Below are 16,601 nucleotides of genomic sequence, written 5' to 3' on the forward strand. Positions count from 1 at the left end.
GAGGCGATCGGTACGCAGGCGCTTGAGGCTCGCGTCGCACGCTGCGACGACACCGCGCCGGCTCGCATGGTGCGGATAGACCTTGCTGACGAGGAACACGTCGTCGCGCAGGCCCGCAAGCGCATCGCCGACCAGTTCCTCGGTCGCGCCGTCGCCGTACATCTCGGCGGTATCGACCAGCGTCATCCCGAGTTCGATGCCCTCGCGCAGCGCGGCGATCTCGTCCGCGCGCCGCGCCGGCCGCTCGCCCATTTCCCAGGTGCCCAGGCCCAGCTTCGGAATCGTCTCGCCGTTCGGCAAAACGACCGTGGCGATCGTGTCTGTCATGCGTTTCCTCGTTGCGGATTCGTGGCCGCACGCCGCGGCCGAAGCATCGGATACGACGCATCAGTGTAGTCAATCGGTGCGCCCCCGGCCTATGACGCGGCAAAAACCGGCTATAACGGCGCGGCATGATGACTTAGAATGGCCGCAACCTGATCGATACCCATTGTATGAAGGCACCCACGGACGACCGCTGGCAGGACCTGCGCCCCGACCCCGACAACGATACGCCGCTCTACCTGCAGCTCGCCCGCAAGCTCGGCGATGCGATCCACGACAACCGCTGGACGGCCGGCGAAGCGCTGCCGTCCGAGCGTGTGTTGTCCGAAGCGCTCGGCGTGTCGCGCATCACCGCGCGCAAGGCGATCGCGCTGCTCGTCGAGCAAGGCCTGATCCGCCGCACGCAGGGCGCCGGCAACTTCATCCAGCCGCGCTACGAAGATCCGCTGTCGCGGCTGTCGAGCTTCAGTGAAATGCTCGAGCGCCGCGGCTTCAAGCCGAGCTCGCAGTGGCTCGCGCGCGAAATTCAGCCGGCCAACCGCGACGAAGTGATCCAGCTCGGGCTGTCGCCGGCCGCCTCGGTTACACGCCTGAAACGCCTGCGCCTCGCCGACGGCATCGTGATGGCCGTCGAGAACTCGACGTTCCCCGCGACGCTGATTCCCGATCCGCAGGCCATCGTCGGCTCGCTGTACAGCTATCTCGAAGCGCGCGGCACGCCTATCGTGCGGGCGCTGCAGCATTTCCGCGCGGTCAACGCGACCGACGAGATCGCCGAGCAGATGGGCATCGCCCCGCACGACGCGCTGCTGCTGATCACGCGGATCGGCTATACGTCCGACCAGCGCGCGATCGAACTGACCGATACCTACTGCCGCAACGACTACTACGATTTCGTCGTCGAACTGCGCAAGTAACGCGACGCGCGTCGCCGGCGCTCAAAGCCAGCGCGCGTCGTCGCTGCCGAGCGGCACGGGCGGCCGCGCGAACGACGGCGGCGTCGCCGACAACCGCTCGGCCGGCCGCACGGTGTCGAGCACGCCGAACGGCGATTCGACGCGGTCGATCCGGTCGCGCACGTCGGCCAACGCGAGATCGGGCGCATGCAACCCGTCCGGCACGGCGCCGAACGACTGCAGCCAGCGCCCCGTCTGCGCGAGCGACATCCGCACGTGCCAGCTTCCCCCTTCGCGTGCCCGCCGGGCGAGCGCGATCATCGCGCCGAACGCCGCGAGATACCCCGTTGCATGATCGAGCGCCTGGCACGGCAGATGGCGCGGCCCGCTCGCCTGCGCGGCCTGCTGCTCCTGCCATGCGATCCCGCTCGCCGACTGCACGAGGCTGTCGAACCCGCGCCGCTTCGCCCACGGCCCGGCGTGCCCGTACGCCGACACCGACACGCAGACGATGCCGGGCCGCCGTTCGGCCAATGCCTGCGGCGCGAAACCGCGCGCCGCGAGCGCGCCCGGCCGGTACGACTGCAGAAACACGTCCGCCTCGCGCGCCAGTGCGTGCAGCGTATCGACGCCTGCCGCGTCGCGCAGGTCGATCCACGTCGAGCGCTTGCCGCGCCCGTTGTCGATCACGAGCGGCGCGATGTTCGGCAGGTGCGGGCCGTTGACGAGCAGCGTCTGCGCGCCGTGCGACGCCAGCGTGCGGCCCGCGACCGGCCCCGCGATGATGCGCGTCAGATCGAGCACGCGCACGCCGGCCAGCGGCTGGCCGGCTTCGCCGCGGCCGATCGGCTCGGCCGGCGCGTCGCCGATCCGCTCGATCTCGAACAGCGGCAGCGACGCGATCGCGCGCGCCTGCTCGTGCGCCGCCCATTCGTCAGGGGTTCTGATCAATGCCGCGCACAGGCCGGCGTCGGCCAGCGCGGTATCGAGCGCCGCGCCGTCCCAGGTGCGGATTGCCGCGGCGACGTCGGCGGGCTGCGGGCCGCAGCCGAGCACATCGAGAATGCCATGCAGGTGATGCGGGAAATTCGCGTGCAGTTGAATCCAGCGACCGTCGCGCGTCTCGAAGAAGCCGGTCACCGGATGGCGCAACTCCGGCGGCGGGCCGTCGTCCACGCGCAGGTAGCGTTCGCTGCGGAACGCCACGAGCGCGTCGCGCACCGACACGTCGACCGATTGCGCGACGCCCGTTCGCAGCCGATGGCATTCGGCAGCCGCGAGCCCGGCCGCGGCGATCGTCGCGGCGGCGAGCGTGCCGACATGGAACGTCGATGGCAGCGTCGGGTCCTGCCCGGTCAGGGTCGTGCGGGCCAGCGCGTCGCGCTCGCCGTGCGCGAGCTGCCAAAGGTGGGTCAATGCGGATTCGGGTGTCATGGTGAGGAAGATGCCGTGGAGGAGACGGAATCGAGTCTAGAATTCGCGACAGGCACGATCAATCTTGATTGCGCGAATCAATACATAACGAATAGTTGTAGCGAGCCCGCGCTTCATGCGCGGCGACAGGAGCCATCGGCATGACATCCGTCAGTGCGCAGGAAGCCGCCGGCATGCTCGGCGTCAGCGTGAGCACCCTCTACGCGTACGTGAGCCGCGGCCTGCTGCGCTCGCTGCCCGACGGCGCGACCAAGCGCCGCCGCTACGACGCCAACGAGGTGCGCCTGCTCGCGCGCCGCCGTGCCGATGCGAAGCGCGCGGGCGGCGTCGCCGAGCGTTCGCTCGACTGGGGCGTGCCGGTCCTGGAATCGCGGATCACGCAGATCGCCGACGGCTGCCTGCGCTACCGCGGCGTCGATGCGCTCGCACTGGCCGACGCAGCGACGCTCGAAGAAACGGCCGCGCGGCTGTGGGACTGTCCGCCCGCGCGGCTGGCCGCCGCGTCGCTCGCTGCGAGCGGTTTCGACGCGGCGCAGTGGGACGACTGGGCGCGTCGCTGGGCGCATCTCGCGCCGCTCGAACGCACGCTGGTGCTGCTGCCGGCCGCGGCCGCATCCCTGCCGCGCCTGTGGGCGCAAGGGCGCGATGCGCAGCTCGATTCGGCGGCGCTGCTGCTGCGCGTCGCGGCGGCCGCGCTCGCCGGCATCGCGCCGGGCGACGCGCCCGTGCACCGCCAGCTCGCGGCCGCGTGGCGCGTGCGACGGCGCGACGAAGCCGACCTGTTGCGGCGTGCGCTCGTGTTGTGCGCCGATCACGAACTGAATCCGTCGACGTTCGCGGTGCGCTGCATCGCATCGACCGGCACCCATCTGTTCGGCGCGATCTCGGGCGGGCTCGCGGCGCTGTCGGGGCCGCGCCACGGCGGCGAAACGTTCCGCGCGGGCACGCTGCTCGACGAAGCGGCCCGCGCCGCCGATCTCGATCGCTACCTCGCGCTGCGGCTGGCGCACGACGAACGCGCGGACGGCGGCCGCACGACCCTGTCCGGCTTCGCGCATCCGCTGTACCCCGACGGCGACCCGCGCGCACGGGCGCTGCTCGATGCGCTGCATGCGACGGCGCCCGACCGGCCGGCGCTGCGCACGGCGCGCGCGCTCGCCGCACGCGTCGAAGCGGCGACGAGCCTGCGGCCCGCGATCGACTTCGCGCTCGCCGCGCTGGAGCGCACGCTCGCGCTGCCCGACGGCGCGGCGTTCACGCTGTTCGCGGCCGGCCGCACGGCCGGCTGGATCGCGCATGCGCTCGAACAGTACGCGGACGGGAAGCTGATCCGGCCGCGGGCACGCTACGTCGGCAGCGACGCGGCCGCGTGACGCCGGCCGTCGCGCCGCGCGGCGATTAGGCGCCACCACGCGGGCGCGGTGCGCACGGCCGACACCGCCAGCGGCCCGAACGCGAACGTCGCGCCGCGCGGCCCGGCGCTGACCCACGCGCGCATGCCGGGCAGCAAGGTCAGCGACGCACCGGCACCCAGCCAGTGATCGTCGGGCCGGCCCTCGACGGTCACCCACACGTCGCCTTGCGCCACTTCGAGCAACGTGTGATCGACGATCCGCCACCGTCCGGCCGGCTCGTCGCCGTCCATGACGTAAAGTCGCAGTTCGCGCATCGCAGCCTCCTGGTCGCACCGGTTCGATGACACCAGTATTTCGGAGAGCGGCGGCACCCGGACAGATACGGCCGCGAACAGTTCCGGCTGAACTGTACTGGCCGTCCGACGGGGACGGGCACCCGGCCGCGGTTCGCGCCGGGCCGGATCCCGCCGGGCCGCACGACATACCGCCCCGAACCTGCACGGCGCGGCGGCTTTCCCTACAATGTCGGCTGTCCCGCGCCACCGCCCCTGCCCTCATGTTCCAACGCCCGCCCGCCGCCGCTCCCGGCGAAAAGAACCTCACCGTGATGCTCTGGCTCGTTGCGACGGGCTTCTTCATGCAGACGCTCGACGCGACGATCGTCAACACGGCGCTGCCGTCGATGGCCGCGAGCCTCGGCGAATCGCCGCTGCGGATGCAATCGGTCGTGATCGCGTACTCGCTGACGATGGCGGTGATGATCCCCGTGTCGGGCTGGCTCGCCGATACGTTCGGCACGCGGCGCGTGTTCTTCAGCGCGATCCTGGTGTTCTCGCTCGGCTCGCTGCTGTGCGCGAACGCGCATACGCTGACGCAGCTCGTCGCGTTCCGCGTCGTGCAGGGCGTCGGCGGCGCGATGCTGCTGCCGGTCGGACGGCTCGCGGTGCTGCGCACGTTCCCGGCCGAGCGCTACCTGGCCGCGCTGTCGTTCGTCGCGATTCCCGGCCTGATCGGCCCGCTGATCGGGCCGACGCTCGGCGGCTGGCTCGTGAAGATCGCGTCGTGGCACTGGATCTTCCTGATCAACGTGCCGGTCGGCGTGGCGGGCTGCGTCGCGACCTTCTATTCGATGCCCGATTCGCGCAACCCGGCCGCCGGCCGCTTCGACCTGAAAGGCTATCTGCTGCTGACGATCGGCATGGTCGCGATCTCGCTGTCGCTCGACGGGCTCGCCGATCTCGGCATGCAGCACGCGGCCGTGCTGGTGCTGCTGATCCTGAGCCTCGCGTGCTTCGTCGCATACGGGCTGTACGCGGTGCGCGCGCCGCAGCCGATCTTCTCGCTCGAGCTGTTCAAGATCCACACGTTCAGCGTCGGGCTGCTCGGCAACCTGTTCGCGCGGATCGGCAGCGGCGCGATGCCGTACCTGATCCCGCTGCTGCTGCAGGTGAGCCTCGGCTACTCGGCGTTCGAGGCCGGGCTGATGATGCTGCCGGTCGCGGCGGCCGGCATGTTCTCGAAGCGGATCATCACGCACCTGATCACGCAGCACGGCTACCGCAAGGTGCTGCTCGCGAATACGATCATGGTCGGCGTGATGATGGCGAGCTTCGCGCTGATGCGCGACACGGTGCCGGTGTGGGTGAAGGTCGTGCATCTCGCGCTGTTCGGCGGCTTCAACTCGATGCAGTTCACCGCGATGAACACGCTGACGCTGAAGGATCTCGGCACCGGCGGCGCGAGCAGCGGCAACAGCCTGTTCTCGCTCGTGCAGATGCTGTCGATGAGCCTCGGCGTCACGGTCGCCGGCGCGCTGCTCGCGACGTTCACCGGCATGCTGCGCACCGTGACGCCGAGCAACACGCTGCCTGCATTCCACGCGACGTTCATCTGCGTGGGCATCATCACCGCCGCGTCCGCGTGGATCTTCGCGCAGCTCGCGCCCGAGATCCGCAGCACCGCGCGCAAGACCGACCCGTCCGAACGCGCGTGACGCGCAGGGTGCGCCGAATCGGGCCGGAACGCACCATCGCGGTGCAACGCGGCCCGGCACGCGTGCGCGTATCGGCCGCGACGGGCGGCCGCACGCGGCGCCCTGCCGTGCATGCTTCTTGCTCGCCTATTCTGTAGGTAAACTGGGCAGTCTTCCTTCGGCCGACATCATGAGCATGATCGAAATCGATCCCCCCGGCTTTCAGCCGCCCCGCCCGGTCGCCGGCGACGACGGCAACCGGCGCACCGTGCTGTACGGCGGCTACACCGTGTTCAGCGTGTTCCAGCCCGTGTTCTCGGTGTCGCACCGGCGCGCGATCGGCTATCACGCGTCGCTGCGCGCGCACGACGAGGAAAGCCGCCAGGTGGCGTCGCACGAGGTGTTCACGCAGGCGGCGCGGCGCGGCGACCTGCTCGAGCTCGGCCGGCTCGCCGAATCGTTGCATCTCGGTAACTTCCACGCGTTCGACAGCCACGACGAATGGCTCTTCCTGAGCCTGCATCCGGCCGCGCTGATGGACACCATCTACGGCGACGCACTGCTCGCGAACCTGAAGGCGCTCGGGCTGCCGCCGCACCGCGTGGTGCTCGAGGTGCCCGAACAGGCCGGCGGCGAGACGCCGCGCTATGCGGCGATCATCGACGGGCTGCGCAAGGCCGGCTTCCTGATCGCGCTCGTCGGGTTCGGCGCGAAGCATTCGAACATCGATCGGGTGTGGCATCTGCATCCCGACATCGTCACGCTCGACCGCGGCATCCTCGCGCAGGCGAGCGAGCACTCGCATCTCGAACGCGTGCTGCCGGGGCTCGTGTCGCTGCTGCACGAATCCGGCCAGCTCGTGCTGATGGGCGGCCTCTCGACCGAACGCGACGCGCTGATCGCGCTCGAATGCGACGTCGATTTCGTGCAGGGCCAGTACTTCGCGGGGCCGAGCGTCGATCCCGTGCAGCCGCAGGCCGCCGCGGGCTGCATGGATACGCTGTCGGCCGCGCTGCGGCTGCGCGTCGCACAGCGCGAGCGCACGCAGGCGGAACGGCTCGCGCCGTACGTCGCCGCGCTCGAGGAAGCGAGCCGACGGCTCGGCGCGGGCGAATCGCTCACCGATGCGGCCACCGCCGTGCTGGGGCTGCCCGAAACCGCACGCTGCTTCCTGCTCGACGCGTCGGGCCGCCAGATCGGGGACAACGTGCTCGCGCGCGGCAGCGTGTCGCAACGCGCGAAGCGCTTCCGGCCGCTGCTGCATTCCGAAGGCGCGAGCTGGGAGCGCCGCCCGTACTTCATCGACGCGATGCGCGCGCCGGGCCGCGTGCATCTGACGCCGCCCTACCTGTCGATCAACGAGGCGCACCTGTGCGTGACCGCGTCGATCGCCGCGCCGGCCGCGACCGGCATGCAGGTACTCTGCGTCGACATCAACTGGGAAGCGGCGCTCAGCCGCGAATAAGCGCCGGCGCGCCGCGTTCAGGCGTCGCCGCCCGCCTTGCGCACGATCAGCCGGTGCACGCGCTTGCCGGACGACGCGCTGACGACCTCGTGTTCGTCGATCACCTGCACGCCGGCGCCCAGCGCCGCATGCATCCGCGCCGAGTCGAGCGGCGTATAGAGGCGGCCGCGCTCGTCGCGCAACACGCCGTTTCCGGCCACCCGCCAGCTCAGGTACAACGTGCCGCCCGGCATCAGCAGATCGGCCAGCCGCGCGGCGGCGGCCGCTGCGTCCGCCTGTTCGAGATGCATGACGACCGTTTCGCACAAGACGTTGCGGAACGCGCCCGACGGTACGCCGGCCAGCGCCGGCAGCGCGGCCAGCTCGAAAGTCAGCCCGCGGTGGCGCCGCCGCGCCTCGTCGAGCAGCGCGGCGCTCGCGTCGTAGCCGCGCACGTCGAAGCCGCGCGACGCGAGCCACGCGGTGTCGCGCCCCGCGCCGCAGCCGACGTCGGCGGTCAGGCCCGGCGAGAAATGCTGTTCGAGCAGCGCGTACATGTCGTCGGGCGCGGCCTGGTCGAGCCAGTCCTGCGCGTATTGCGCGGCGTGGGTGTCGTAGGCATCGAGAGTCGGGCGATCCGCCATGGCGAGTGCTCCGCGAAGACGTCGGATGACGCACTCCGCATCTTAGCCGCTGCGCGCGGCCCGCGCCGAACACGCGGACCGGCGCGGCCAGCCCCTCAGACATGCGAATGCGCGCCGCCATGCACGGGACCCGCGCGCCGCTCGACTTCGCGGCGCACGTCGCCGCGCAGCCCCGCGAAGAACGCGACCTCGGCGACGACGAACAACGGCCCGACGATCAGGCCGACCAGATCGTCGACGAATGCCGGCTTGCGGCCTTCGAACCAGTGTCCGACGAACTGCACGATCCAGCCGACGACGAACGCGCCGACGCCGATCGCGAGCCATTGCGCGGTCGGCCGCAGCGCCAGCGACTGCGCGGCCCACAGGCCGAGCGCGAGCAGCACGGTCATCACGATCCCGAACCGCAGGTCCAGACGCAGGTAGAACACCGCGGACGCCACGGCGAGCAGCAGCGCCGGCGACAGCGCGACGCCGGCCAGCGCCCCGAGCGCCGGCCTCGACAGCAGCACCTCGACCGCGAACACGATCATCGGAATGCCGACCAGATGCGTCGCGATGTTGCGCGCATCGCGGTGGTAGGCCGCATACTGGGAAAGATGGTCTTCGAGGGTTTTCATGGCGTCTCCCGATCGGTTATTGAGCGCTATGATGCGCGTCACGCCCGAGAACCTCTGTCAGCTACCCGACATCGCGCGCCCATGCCTGCCTCGCTCGCCCCGTACCTGCCGCAGATCGAAGCGAACCCGTGGTTCGCCGCGCTGCCGCCTGCGCTGCGCGCGGCGTTGATCGCCCGCGCGACGCTGCGCCGTCTGCCGTCCGGCCACGCGCTGTTCCGGCGCGGCGACCCGCCGTGCGGGCTGTACGCGGTCCTGGCCGGTTCACTCACGATAGGTGCGGTCGATCCGCAGGGCAAGGAAGCGCTGCTGACGGTGGCCGAGCCCGTCACGTGGTTCGGCGAGATCGCGTTGTTCGACGGCCAGCCGCGCACGCACGACGCCATCGCGCTCGACGACGCGCTGCTGCTGCACGTGCCGCAGGCCGCGCTGCTCGCGATCCTCGAGACGACGCCGCAATACTGGCGGCAGTTCGCGCTGCTGATGGCGCAAAAGCTGCGCCTGAGCTTCCTGACGGTCGAATCGATGAGCGTGATGCCGGCCGCGCAGCGGCTCGCCGCGCGGCTGCTGATGATCGCCGAAGGCTACGGCGGCATCAGCGCCGGGCGCACGCACATCCGGCTGTCGCAGGAAACGCTCGCGTCGATGCTGTCGCTGACGCGGCAGACCACCAACCAGTTGCTGAAGGCGCTGCAGGCGGACGGCGTCGTGCGGCTGCACGTCGGCGAGATCGAACTCGTGGACATCGACGCGTTGCGCCGCGCGAGCGGGCTCGGCGACGGCGCGTACTGAACGCCGCGCAACGACGTCCATCGGCCGGTACTGGCCGCCATGCGCTGCCCGCGGCCACCGAGTTGCGCTATCGTGGCGGCTCCTTCCGTCCACCGCGCGCACCGCCTTGAACACGTCGACCGTCCCCGCCCCCGCCCGCCATCCGTGGCCCGTCTTCATCGCGTTCCTGCGGCTCGGCCTCACGTCGTTCGGCGGCCCGGTCGCGCATCTCGGCTACTTTCGCGCGGAATTCGTCACGCGGCGCGGCTGGCTCAGCGAGCGCACCTATGCCGATCTCGTCGGGCTGTGCCAGTTCCTGCCGGGCCCGGCGAGCAGCCAGGTCGGGATGGCGATCGGTCTCGCGCGCGCCGGCTATGCCGGCATGTTCGCCGCGTGGCTCGGGTTCACGCTGCCGTCGGCGCTGCTGATGATGCTGTTCGCGCTCGGCGTCCATGCAACGGGCGCGCCGATAGAAGCCGGCGCGCTGCACGGGCTGCGCATCGTGTCGGTCGCGGTGATCGCGCAAGCCGTGTGGGGCATGGCGCGCACGCTGTGTCCGGATGCGCGGCGCGTCACGCTGATGGCCGCGGCAGCGTGCGTCGCGCTGCTCGCGCCGGCCGCGTGGACGCAGGTCGCGGTGATCGTCGTGGCCGGCGCGGCCGGTCTCGTGCTGCTGCCGCAACCGGCGGGCGATGCGCATGAACCGTTGCCGCTGCACGTGTCGCGCCGCGCGGGCGTGCTGTGGCTCGCGCTGTTCGCCGCGCTGCTCGTCGCGCTGCCGTTCGCGGCCCGCGCGCTACGCTCGGATACGCTCGCCGTCGTCGATGCGTTCTTCCGCACGGGCGCGCTGGTGTTCGGCGGCGGCCACGTGGTGCTCCCGCTGCTGCAGGCGGCCGTGGTCGCACCCGGCTGGGTCGGCGATTCGGCGTTTCTCGCCGGGTATGGCGTCGCGCAGGCGGTGCCGGGACCGCTGTTCACGTTCGCGGCGTTCCTCGGTGCGTCGCTGCGCGATGCGCCGACCGGCTGGCTCGGCGGCACGCTCGCACTCGTGTCGATCTTCGCGCCGTCGTTCCTGCTCGTTGCCGGCACCGCGCCGTTCTGGGAGCGCCTGCGCCGCAGCGCGCACATGCAGGCCGCGCTCGCCGGCGTGAACGCGGCCGTCGTCGGGCTGCTGCTCGCCGCGCTCTATCATCCGGTCTGGACCGACACGATCGTCGCGCCGCGCGACCTGGCCGCCGCGCTGGTCGCGTTCGTCGCGCTGGTGTTCTGGCGCATGCCGCCATGGGCCGTGGTGATCGCGAGCGCGGCGCTCGGCTGGCTGCTCGGCATGGCCGGCTGATCCGGCCATCTCCGCACGTTCGGCCACGCAAAAAACAAAAAGCCCTCGAAACGAGGGCTTTTCTTCGATGCCGCGCGCCGTGACGGCGCGCAGGCGCCGGACTTACGCGAAATTCTTCGCGGCGAAGTCCCAGTTCACGATGTTCCAGAACGCTTCGACGAACTTCGGACGCGCATTGCGGTAGTCGATGTAGTACGCGTGTTCCCACACGTCGATCGTCAGCAGCGCCTTGTCGGCGGTCGTCAGCGGCGTGGCGGCGTTGCTCGTCGACACGATGTCGAGCGAACCGTCGGCCTTCTTCACGAGCCATGCCCAGCCCGAACCGAACGTGCCGACCGCGGCCTTCGTGAACGCTTCCTTGAATGCGTCGTACGAACCCCACTTCGCGTTGATTGCGTCGCCCAGCGCGCCCGTCGGTGCGCCGCCGCCGTTCGGCGACAGGCTGTTCCAGAAGAACGTGTGGTTCCAGATTTGCGCGGCGTTGTTGAAGATGCCGCCCGACGACTTCTTGATGATCTCTTCCAGCGGCAGGTTTTCGAATTCCGTGCCCGGGATCAGATTGTTCAGGTTCGTCACATAAGCCTGATGGTGCTTGCCGTAGTGGTACTCGATCGTCTCTTTCGAGATGGTCGGCGCGAGTGCGTCTTCAGCGTACGGGAGCGGCGGGAGCGTATGAGCCATGGCGATTCCTTCGTTGAGTATGTAGGGAGGCTGTGTTGGATGCTGCCGAGCGTCCGATTGTAGGCGAGGACGAATAACCCCGCAAACTCACGGGCCATTTATCCGCGGTATGCGGAAAAGCGATGCTGGCGCGACGTCCGGCAGGACGAACCCGACGATGCGCAGCATCCGTTCCTGCCGCGAGGCGCGTGTTGCGACGACGCGCGTTTCGCTCGGCACCCGTTAAGTCAGATCGTATCGGTCAGGCGCGGCTGCACGTCGGCGAGCGACACGTCCGCCGAGCCTTCGGCGAGATGCACGGTCAGGCGCCGCTGCGGCTTCAGCGCGTTCGGCGCGCGCACCGCACGGCCCGTCTGCGCATCGATCAGCGCCGCATAACCGCGCTCGAGCGTGCGCTGCGGGCTCAGCACCTCGAGCCGTGCCGCACAGGCCGACACACGCGCCGTGTCGCGTTCGTGACGGCGCTGCAACGCGCTCGCGAGACGTTGCGACAGCCCCGCGAGCGCGTGGCGCGCCTGGGACGGATCGGGCCGCGCGCGCTGCCAGCGCAGTTGCGCGAGCGCGAAACGCGCACGCGCATCGCGCACCGGCCGCGACGCCGCCGACGCGAGCCGCACCGCGAGCTGCTCGACGTGCGTGCGCTGGCGCTGCAGCCGCGCGGCCGGGCTCACGAGCCGGCGCGCGAGCCAGTCGAGCTGCTGCGCACGCTGTTCGAGCCGGCGCGCCATGCCGCGCGCGAGCGCGCGCTGGCGCTCGTCGACCTCGCGCAGCAGCAGCGCCCGCTGCGGGCTCGCGAGCTCGGCCGCGCCGGTGGGCGTCGGCGCGCGCAGGTCGGCCGCGAAGTCCGCGATCGTGAAATCGGTTTCGTGCCCGACGCCGCTCACGACCGGCAGCTCGCTCGCCGCGATCGCACGCGCCAGCGCTTCGTCGTTGAACGACCACAGATCCTCGATCGAACCGCCGCCGCGACACACCAGCAGCACGTCGACCTCGCGCCGCGCGTTCGCGGTCGCCACCGCCGCGACGAGCTTTTCGGCGGAACCGGCGCCCTGCACGGGGGCCGGATAGACGATCACCGGAATGTGCGGCGCCCGGCGGGCGAGCGTGGTCACCACGTCGCGCAGCGCGGCGGCCTGCAGCGACGTGACGATGCCGATCGCGCGCGGATGAGCCGGCAACGGACGCTTGCGCTCGGGGGCGAACAGACCCTCGCCTTCGAGTTGCGCCTTCAGCCGCAGGAACGCCTCGTACAGGCGCCCCTGCCCGGTGCGCCGCACGGCTTCGACGTTGAGCTGCACCTCGCCGCGCGGCTCGTACATCGTGACGACCGCGCGCACCTCGATGCGGTCGCCTTCGCGCGGCGTGAATTCCGCGTACTGCGCGCGGCCGCGGAACATCACGCAGCGCATCTGCGCCTGCTGGTCCTTGATCGAGAAATACCAGTGGCCGCTCGCGGCGCGCGTGAAATTCGACACTTCGCCGGAAATCCACAGCAGCGGAAACGAACGCTCGAGCATCGTCGAAATCGCACGATTGAGCGCCGAAACGGGAATCACTTCGTCGCCGCCGCGCGTGGCGCCGGGTGCGGAAAAAGGAGAATCGGAAAGCATGGGCGGTCGGATGAATGCTGGCGGCGTCACGATAGTCCGACACGCGCGCGGCGTCCAGCGCCGCCGCATTCGCCGCCGTGCGCGGAAGGTGTCCACACTCTGGCATTCGTCCGCGTAAAACGCTCGGAAACCGCCAAAAAAACCAGACGATTCTTCGCAACACGTTGATTTTTATAATCTTTTAAACCTTTCGAAATGATTCTCAGCCGATTCGATGCCCGCCGGGCGGGCGTTTGAGGCGATCGAGCAGGGAGTTTTTCACAGAGTTATCCACAGGCCGACTCGATCCGGCCCCGTGGGCCGCGGCGGCCGGTCGCGCTTGCCGCGCCGGCGTGCGGCGCGCTAGAGTGCCGCCTTCCACGGACCTTGCGGCACGCGCCGCCCAACGGAGAATCCGCCTTGACGAATCCGTCCCTCGCCGCGGCGCCCGACGCGCCGCGCCCGACCCGATGAGCGCGCCCGGCGGCCCGCTCGCGCGGCTCGAAGCGCGCCTGACACGCGAATGGCAGCGGCGCGGCGCGCTCGCGTGGGCGCTCACGCCGTTCGCCTGCGTATTCGGCCTGTGCGCGGCGCTGCGGCGCGCCGCTTACGCGCAAGGCTGGAAGCAGCCGGTCGACGTCGGCGTGCCCGTCGTCGTGGTCGGCAACGTGACCGTCGGCGGCACCGGCAAGACGCCGACCGTAATCGCGCTCGTCGACGCGCTGCGCGCGGCCGGCTTCACGCCCGGCGTCGTGTCGCGCGGCTACGGCGCGAACGTGAAGGCGCCGACGGCCGTCACGCCGGCGTCGCGCGCGGGCACGGCCGGCGACGAACCGCTGCTGATCGCGCGCCGCACCGGCGCGCCCGTGTGGGTGTGCCCCGACCGCGTCGCCGCCGCGCAGGCGCTGCGCGCCGCCCATCCCGACGTCGACGTGATCGTCAGCGACGACGGCCTTCAGCACTACCGCCTCGCGCGCACCGTCGAATTGGTCGTATTCGACCACCGGCTCGGCGGCAACGGCTTCCTGCTGCCCGCCGGGCCGCTGCGCGAGCCGCTGTCGCGGCATCGCGACGCCACGCTCGTCAACGATCCGTACAGCGGCGCGCTGCCGCCGTGGCCCGACACCTACGCGCTCGCGCTGACCCCGGGCGCCGCATGGCACCTCGACCAGCCCGCGCTGCGCCGCCCGCTGTCGCAATTCACGAACGAGCGCGTGCTCGCCGCGGCCGGCATCGGCGCGCCGGAACGCTTCTTCGCGACGCTGCGCGCGGCCGGTCTCGCGCCGGCGACCCGCGCGCTGCCCGACCATTACGCGTTCGCCGACAATCCGTTCGTCGACGATGCCGTCGATGCGATCCTGATCACCGAGAAGGATGCAGTAAAATTGGGCACTTCCTGGCGCGACGCCCGACTGTGGGTGGTCCCCGTCGAAGCCGCGCTCGACCCTCGCCTCATTGCCCTCGTTGTGGAGAAACTCCGTGGACGCTCGCCTGCTTGAAATCATTGTGTGCCCTATCTGCAAAGGCCCGCTCCACTACGACCGTGCCGCGCAGGAGCTGATCTGCAACGCGGACAAGCTCGCGTACCCGATCCGCGACGGCATCCCGGTGATGCTCGTCGACGAAGCGCGCCAGACCGTCGAAGGCACGCCGGTCGATCCGGCTGGCCGCTGAACCGCTGAACCACGGCGCCGCTCGCCCGGCGCACCGATTCGACACCGACCGCCCGGCTCCGGCCGGGTCGCCGCACTCCGCCGGGCGACCGGCTTCCGGCGTCGCCCGCCCCGTTCTTCCCAGCGCGCTCCGATGACTCACCCGCAACCCTTCATCGCCGTCATTCCCGCCCGGCTCGCGTCGACGCGGCTCCCGAACAAGCCGCTCGCCGATCTCGGCGGCAAGCCGATGGTCGTGCGCGTCGCCGAGCGCGCGCGCGAAGCGGGCGCACAGCAAGTGCTCGTCGCCTCCGATGCGCAGAGCGTGCTCGACGCGGCGCGCGATCACGGCTTCGAAGCGGTGCTCACCCGCGCCGATCATCCGTCCGGCACCGACCGGCTCGCGGAAGTCGCGGCGGCCTTCGGCTGGCGCGACAACACCGTGGTCGTCAACGTGCAGGGCGACGAGCCGCTGATCGACGCCGCGCTCGTCCGCGACGTAGCGTCGCACCTGGCCGCGCATCCGGCGTGCGCGATCGCGACCGCGGCCCATCCGATCCACGACGCGGCCGACGTGTTCAACCCGAACGTCGTGAAGGTCGCGCTCGACGCGCAGGGCGTCGCACTGTACTTCTCGCGCGCGCCGATTCCGTGGAGCCGCGACGCATACCAGCCGCACTGGCCCGACGTCGCGGCCATGCCGGCACCGGCTTTCCCGGTCTACCGGCACATCGGCCTCTATGCGTATCGCGCGCGTTTCCTGCGCACCTATCCGTCGCTCGCGCAGGCGCCGATCGAACAGGCCGAGCAGCTCGAACAGCTGCGCGCGCTCTGGCACGGCGAGCGCATCGCGGTGCTGATCACCGAATCCGCGCCCGAAGCCGGCATCGATACGCCGGCCGATCTCGCACGCGTGCAGGCCCTTTTTCGGCCGGGTTCAAAATAACCCATGGCATAATCAGGCGATTGTGCGAGCCGTCCGCGACCAGCGCGTCCTCGCTTGACCCCGCCCGTGGCTCCGCCGGCAGCCGCGCGTCGCTCGAACCGACGCGCCGCATCAGACCGGTCCGCCACGCGCCAGGCAAGCCCCGCGCCCGCCGTCGCCGACGCCTTTGAGGCTCGCCACACGAATCTACATACTTGGAGATATCACCATGCGTTTGATCCTGTTGGGCGCGCCCGGCGCGGGAAAGGGCACCCAGGCAAACTTCATCAAGGAAAAATTCGGGATTCCGCAAATCTCGACGGGCGACATGCTGCGTGCGGCCGTCAAGGCCGGCACGCCGCTCGGCGTCGAGGCGAAGGGCTACATGGATGCCGGCAAGCTCGTCCCGGACGCGCTGATCATCGGCCTCGTCAAGGAGCGCCTGAAGGAATCCGACTGCGCGAACGGCTATCTGTTCGACGGCTTCCCGCGCACGATCGCGCAAGCCGACGCGATGAAGGAAGCCGGCGTCGCGATCGACTACGTGCTCGAGATCGACGTCCCGTTTTCGGAAATCATCGAGCGCATGAGCGGCCGCCGCACGCACCCGGCATCGGGCCGCACGTACCACGTCAAGTTCAACCCACCGAAGGTCGAAGGGCACGACGACGTGACGGGCGAACCGCTGATCCAGCGCGACGACGACAAGGAAGAAACTGTCAAAAAGCGTCTCGAAGTGTACGAAGCGCAGACCAAGCCGCTGATCACGTACTACGGCGACTGGGCGCAGCGCGGCGAGGAAAACGGTTTGAAAGCGCCGCAGTATCGCAAGATCTCGGGCCTCGGCACCGTCGACGAAATCCGCGAGCGCGCGTTCGACGCACTGAAGTAAGCAGCGCGTCGCGCACCCGCAAGCCGCCCGTTCCGGGCGGTTTTTTTTCGCCTGCGCGATTGGCAC

17 protein-coding genes are annotated in these 16,601 nt (G+C 70.4%); 10 read left to right on the forward strand and 7 right to left on the reverse strand.

Features of this window, described 5'->3' with window-relative positions; genetic code table 11:
* Positions 1 to 327 (reverse strand): aldo/keto reductase (locus AC3IFE_RS25295; RefSeq protein WP_489192728.1); only part of this gene is annotated, 327 nt, incomplete at its 3' end.
* 167 nt (positions 328 to 494) lie between these two features.
* Between AC3IFE_RS25295 and AC3IFE_RS25300 the strand changes: the two genes are divergently transcribed.
* Positions 495 to 1,241, forward strand: a complete 747-nt coding sequence (locus AC3IFE_RS25300) for a GntR family transcriptional regulator (RefSeq protein ID WP_006489667.1) — start codon at positions 495 to 497, stop codon at positions 1,239 to 1,241.
* Between the two features lie 21 nt (positions 1,242 to 1,262).
* Here AC3IFE_RS25300 and AC3IFE_RS25305 read toward each other — a convergent pair whose 3' ends face one another.
* The gene (locus AC3IFE_RS25305) at positions 1,263 to 2,654 is read right to left on the reverse strand and encodes a CoA transferase (protein WP_301738722.1); all 1,392 of its coding nucleotides are present in this window, start codon (positions 2,652 to 2,654) and stop codon (positions 1,263 to 1,265) included.
* 140 nt (positions 2,655 to 2,794) lie between these two features.
* Between AC3IFE_RS25305 and AC3IFE_RS25310 the strand changes: the two genes are divergently transcribed.
* Positions 2,795 to 4,027 (forward strand): citrate/2-methylcitrate synthase, encoded by a 1,233-nt coding sequence (locus AC3IFE_RS25310; protein WP_489192731.1) that lies wholly within the window; start codon positions 2,795 to 2,797, stop codon positions 4,025 to 4,027.
* Here AC3IFE_RS25310 and AC3IFE_RS25315 read toward each other — a convergent pair.
* A complete protein-coding gene (locus tag AC3IFE_RS25315; RefSeq protein ID WP_089468281.1) occupies positions 4,000 to 4,323 on the reverse strand; it encodes a DUF2917 domain-containing protein in 324 nt (107 codons plus the stop codon). The two genes, AC3IFE_RS25310 and AC3IFE_RS25315, sit on opposite strands and share 28 nt — an antisense overlap.
* Before the next feature lie 242 nt (positions 4,324 to 4,565).
* On the opposite strand from AC3IFE_RS25315, the gene mdtD reads away from it, so the two are divergent.
* Both mdtD and AC3IFE_RS25325 read left to right on the forward strand, forming a co-directional pair.
* Positions 4,566 to 6,002 carry a multidrug transporter subunit MdtD gene (mdtD, locus tag AC3IFE_RS25320; RefSeq protein ID WP_089468282.1) on the forward strand — a complete coding sequence of 479 codons (1,437 nt, stop codon included), beginning with the start codon at positions 4,566 to 4,568 and terminating at the stop codon, positions 6,000 to 6,002.
* Between the two features lie 169 nt (positions 6,003 to 6,171).
* Complete coding sequence (locus AC3IFE_RS25325) at positions 6,172 to 7,446, forward strand: EAL domain-containing protein (protein ID WP_089468283.1); 1,275 nt, start codon at positions 6,172 to 6,174, stop codon at positions 7,444 to 7,446.
* Positions 7,447 to 7,463: 17 nt separating this feature from the next.
* Here AC3IFE_RS25325 and AC3IFE_RS25330 read toward each other — a convergent pair whose 3' ends face one another.
* On the reverse strand, positions 7,464 to 8,069 hold the full coding sequence (locus tag AC3IFE_RS25330) for a class I SAM-dependent methyltransferase (protein ID WP_089468284.1): 606 nt from the start codon (positions 8,067 to 8,069) through the stop codon (positions 7,464 to 7,466).
* Positions 8,070 to 8,164: 95 nt separating this feature from the next.
* Positions 8,165 to 8,689, reverse strand: coding sequence for an Mpo1 family 2-hydroxy fatty acid dioxygenase (locus AC3IFE_RS25335; protein ID WP_489192734.1), 525 nt, complete (start codon positions 8,687 to 8,689; stop codon positions 8,165 to 8,167).
* Positions 8,690 to 8,770: 81 nt separating this feature from the next.
* Between AC3IFE_RS25335 and AC3IFE_RS25340 the strand changes: the two genes are divergently transcribed.
* Positions 8,771 to 9,478, forward strand: coding sequence for a Crp/Fnr family transcriptional regulator (locus AC3IFE_RS25340; RefSeq protein ID WP_489192736.1), 708 nt, complete (start codon positions 8,771 to 8,773; stop codon positions 9,476 to 9,478).
* A gap of 106 nt (positions 9,479 to 9,584) precedes the next feature.
* A complete protein-coding gene (gene chrA, locus AC3IFE_RS25345; RefSeq protein ID WP_489192738.1) occupies positions 9,585 to 10,796 on the forward strand; it encodes a chromate efflux transporter in 1,212 nt (403 codons plus the stop codon).
* Positions 10,797 to 10,898: 102 nt separating this feature from the next.
* Here chrA and sodB read toward each other — a convergent pair whose 3' ends face one another.
* Complete coding sequence (sodB, locus tag AC3IFE_RS25350) at positions 10,899 to 11,477, reverse strand: superoxide dismutase [Fe] (RefSeq protein WP_489192740.1); 579 nt, start codon at positions 11,475 to 11,477, stop codon at positions 10,899 to 10,901.
* 227 nt (positions 11,478 to 11,704) lie between these two features.
* Positions 11,705 to 13,087: an exodeoxyribonuclease VII large subunit gene (xseA, locus tag AC3IFE_RS25355; RefSeq protein WP_489192742.1), complete on the reverse strand. Its 1,383-nt coding sequence runs from the start codon at positions 13,085 to 13,087 to the stop codon at positions 11,705 to 11,707.
* 449 nt (positions 13,088 to 13,536) lie between these two features.
* On the opposite strand from xseA, the gene lpxK reads away from it, so the two are divergent.
* From lpxK to adk, 4 genes are all read left to right on the forward strand, one after another.
* Positions 13,537 to 14,565 carry a tetraacyldisaccharide 4'-kinase gene (gene lpxK, locus AC3IFE_RS25360; protein WP_489192744.1) on the forward strand — a complete coding sequence of 343 codons (1,029 nt, stop codon included), beginning with the start codon at positions 13,537 to 13,539 and terminating at the stop codon, positions 14,563 to 14,565.
* Complete coding sequence (locus AC3IFE_RS25365; RefSeq protein WP_006482216.1) at positions 14,546 to 14,740, forward strand: Trm112 family protein; 195 nt, start codon at positions 14,546 to 14,548, stop codon at positions 14,738 to 14,740. The genes lpxK and AC3IFE_RS25365 overlap by 20 nt, the downstream gene beginning before the upstream one ends.
* A gap of 132 nt (positions 14,741 to 14,872) precedes the next feature.
* Positions 14,873 to 15,664 carry a 3-deoxy-manno-octulosonate cytidylyltransferase gene (kdsB, locus tag AC3IFE_RS25370; protein WP_489192747.1) on the forward strand — a complete coding sequence of 264 codons (792 nt, stop codon included), beginning with the start codon at positions 14,873 to 14,875 and terminating at the stop codon, positions 15,662 to 15,664.
* A gap of 208 nt (positions 15,665 to 15,872) precedes the next feature.
* Positions 15,873 to 16,535, forward strand: a complete 663-nt coding sequence (gene adk / locus AC3IFE_RS25375) for an adenylate kinase (protein WP_006482212.1) — start codon at positions 15,873 to 15,875, stop codon at positions 16,533 to 16,535.
* The last annotated feature ends 66 nt before the right edge of the window (positions 16,536 to 16,601 follow it).

This window comes from Burkholderia sp. APQ4-4ca (genome assembly GCF_057837105.1).

Bases quoted from the DNA above. Each gene is read 5' to 3' on its own strand.
- AC3IFE_RS25325 (WP_089468283.1), top strand. From the start codon at position 6,172: ATGAGCATGATCGAAATCGATCCCCCCGGCTTTCAGCCGCCCCGCCCG.
- AC3IFE_RS25310 (WP_489192731.1), top strand. From the start codon at position 2,795: ATGACATCCGTCAGTGCGCAGGAAGCCGCCGGCATGCTCGGCGTCAGC.
- AC3IFE_RS25340 (WP_489192736.1), top strand. From the start codon at position 8,771: ATGCCTGCCTCGCTCGCCCCGTACCTGCCGCAGATCGAAGCGAACCCG.
- lpxK (WP_489192744.1), top strand. From the start codon at position 13,537: ATGAGCGCGCCCGGCGGCCCGCTCGCGCGGCTCGAAGCGCGCCTGACA.
- AC3IFE_RS25300 (WP_006489667.1), top strand. From the start codon at position 495: ATGAAGGCACCCACGGACGACCGCTGGCAGGACCTGCGCCCCGACCCC.
- mdtD (WP_089468282.1), top strand. From the start codon at position 4,566: ATGTTCCAACGCCCGCCCGCCGCCGCTCCCGGCGAAAAGAACCTCACC.
- AC3IFE_RS25315 (WP_089468281.1), bottom strand. From the start codon at position 4,323: ATGCGCGAACTGCGACTTTACGTCATGGACGGCGACGAGCCGGCCGGA.
- adk (WP_006482212.1), top strand. From the start codon at position 15,873: ATGCGTTTGATCCTGTTGGGCGCGCCCGGCGCGGGAAAGGGCACCCAG.
- sodB (WP_489192740.1), bottom strand. From the start codon at position 11,477: ATGGCTCATACGCTCCCGCCGCTCCCGTACGCTGAAGACGCACTCGCG.
- AC3IFE_RS25305 (WP_301738722.1), bottom strand. From the start codon at position 2,654: ATGACACCCGAATCCGCATTGACCCACCTTTGGCAGCTCGCGCACGGC.
- kdsB (WP_489192747.1), top strand. From the start codon at position 14,873: ATGACTCACCCGCAACCCTTCATCGCCGTCATTCCCGCCCGGCTCGCG.
- AC3IFE_RS25330 (WP_089468284.1), bottom strand. From the start codon at position 8,069: ATGGCGGATCGCCCGACTCTCGATGCCTACGACACCCACGCCGCGCAA.
- AC3IFE_RS25335 (WP_489192734.1), bottom strand. From the start codon at position 8,689: ATGAAAACCCTCGAAGACCATCTTTCCCAGTATGCGGCCTACCACCGC.
- xseA (WP_489192742.1), bottom strand. From the start codon at position 13,087: ATGCTTTCCGATTCTCCTTTTTCCGCACCCGGCGCCACGCGCGGCGGC.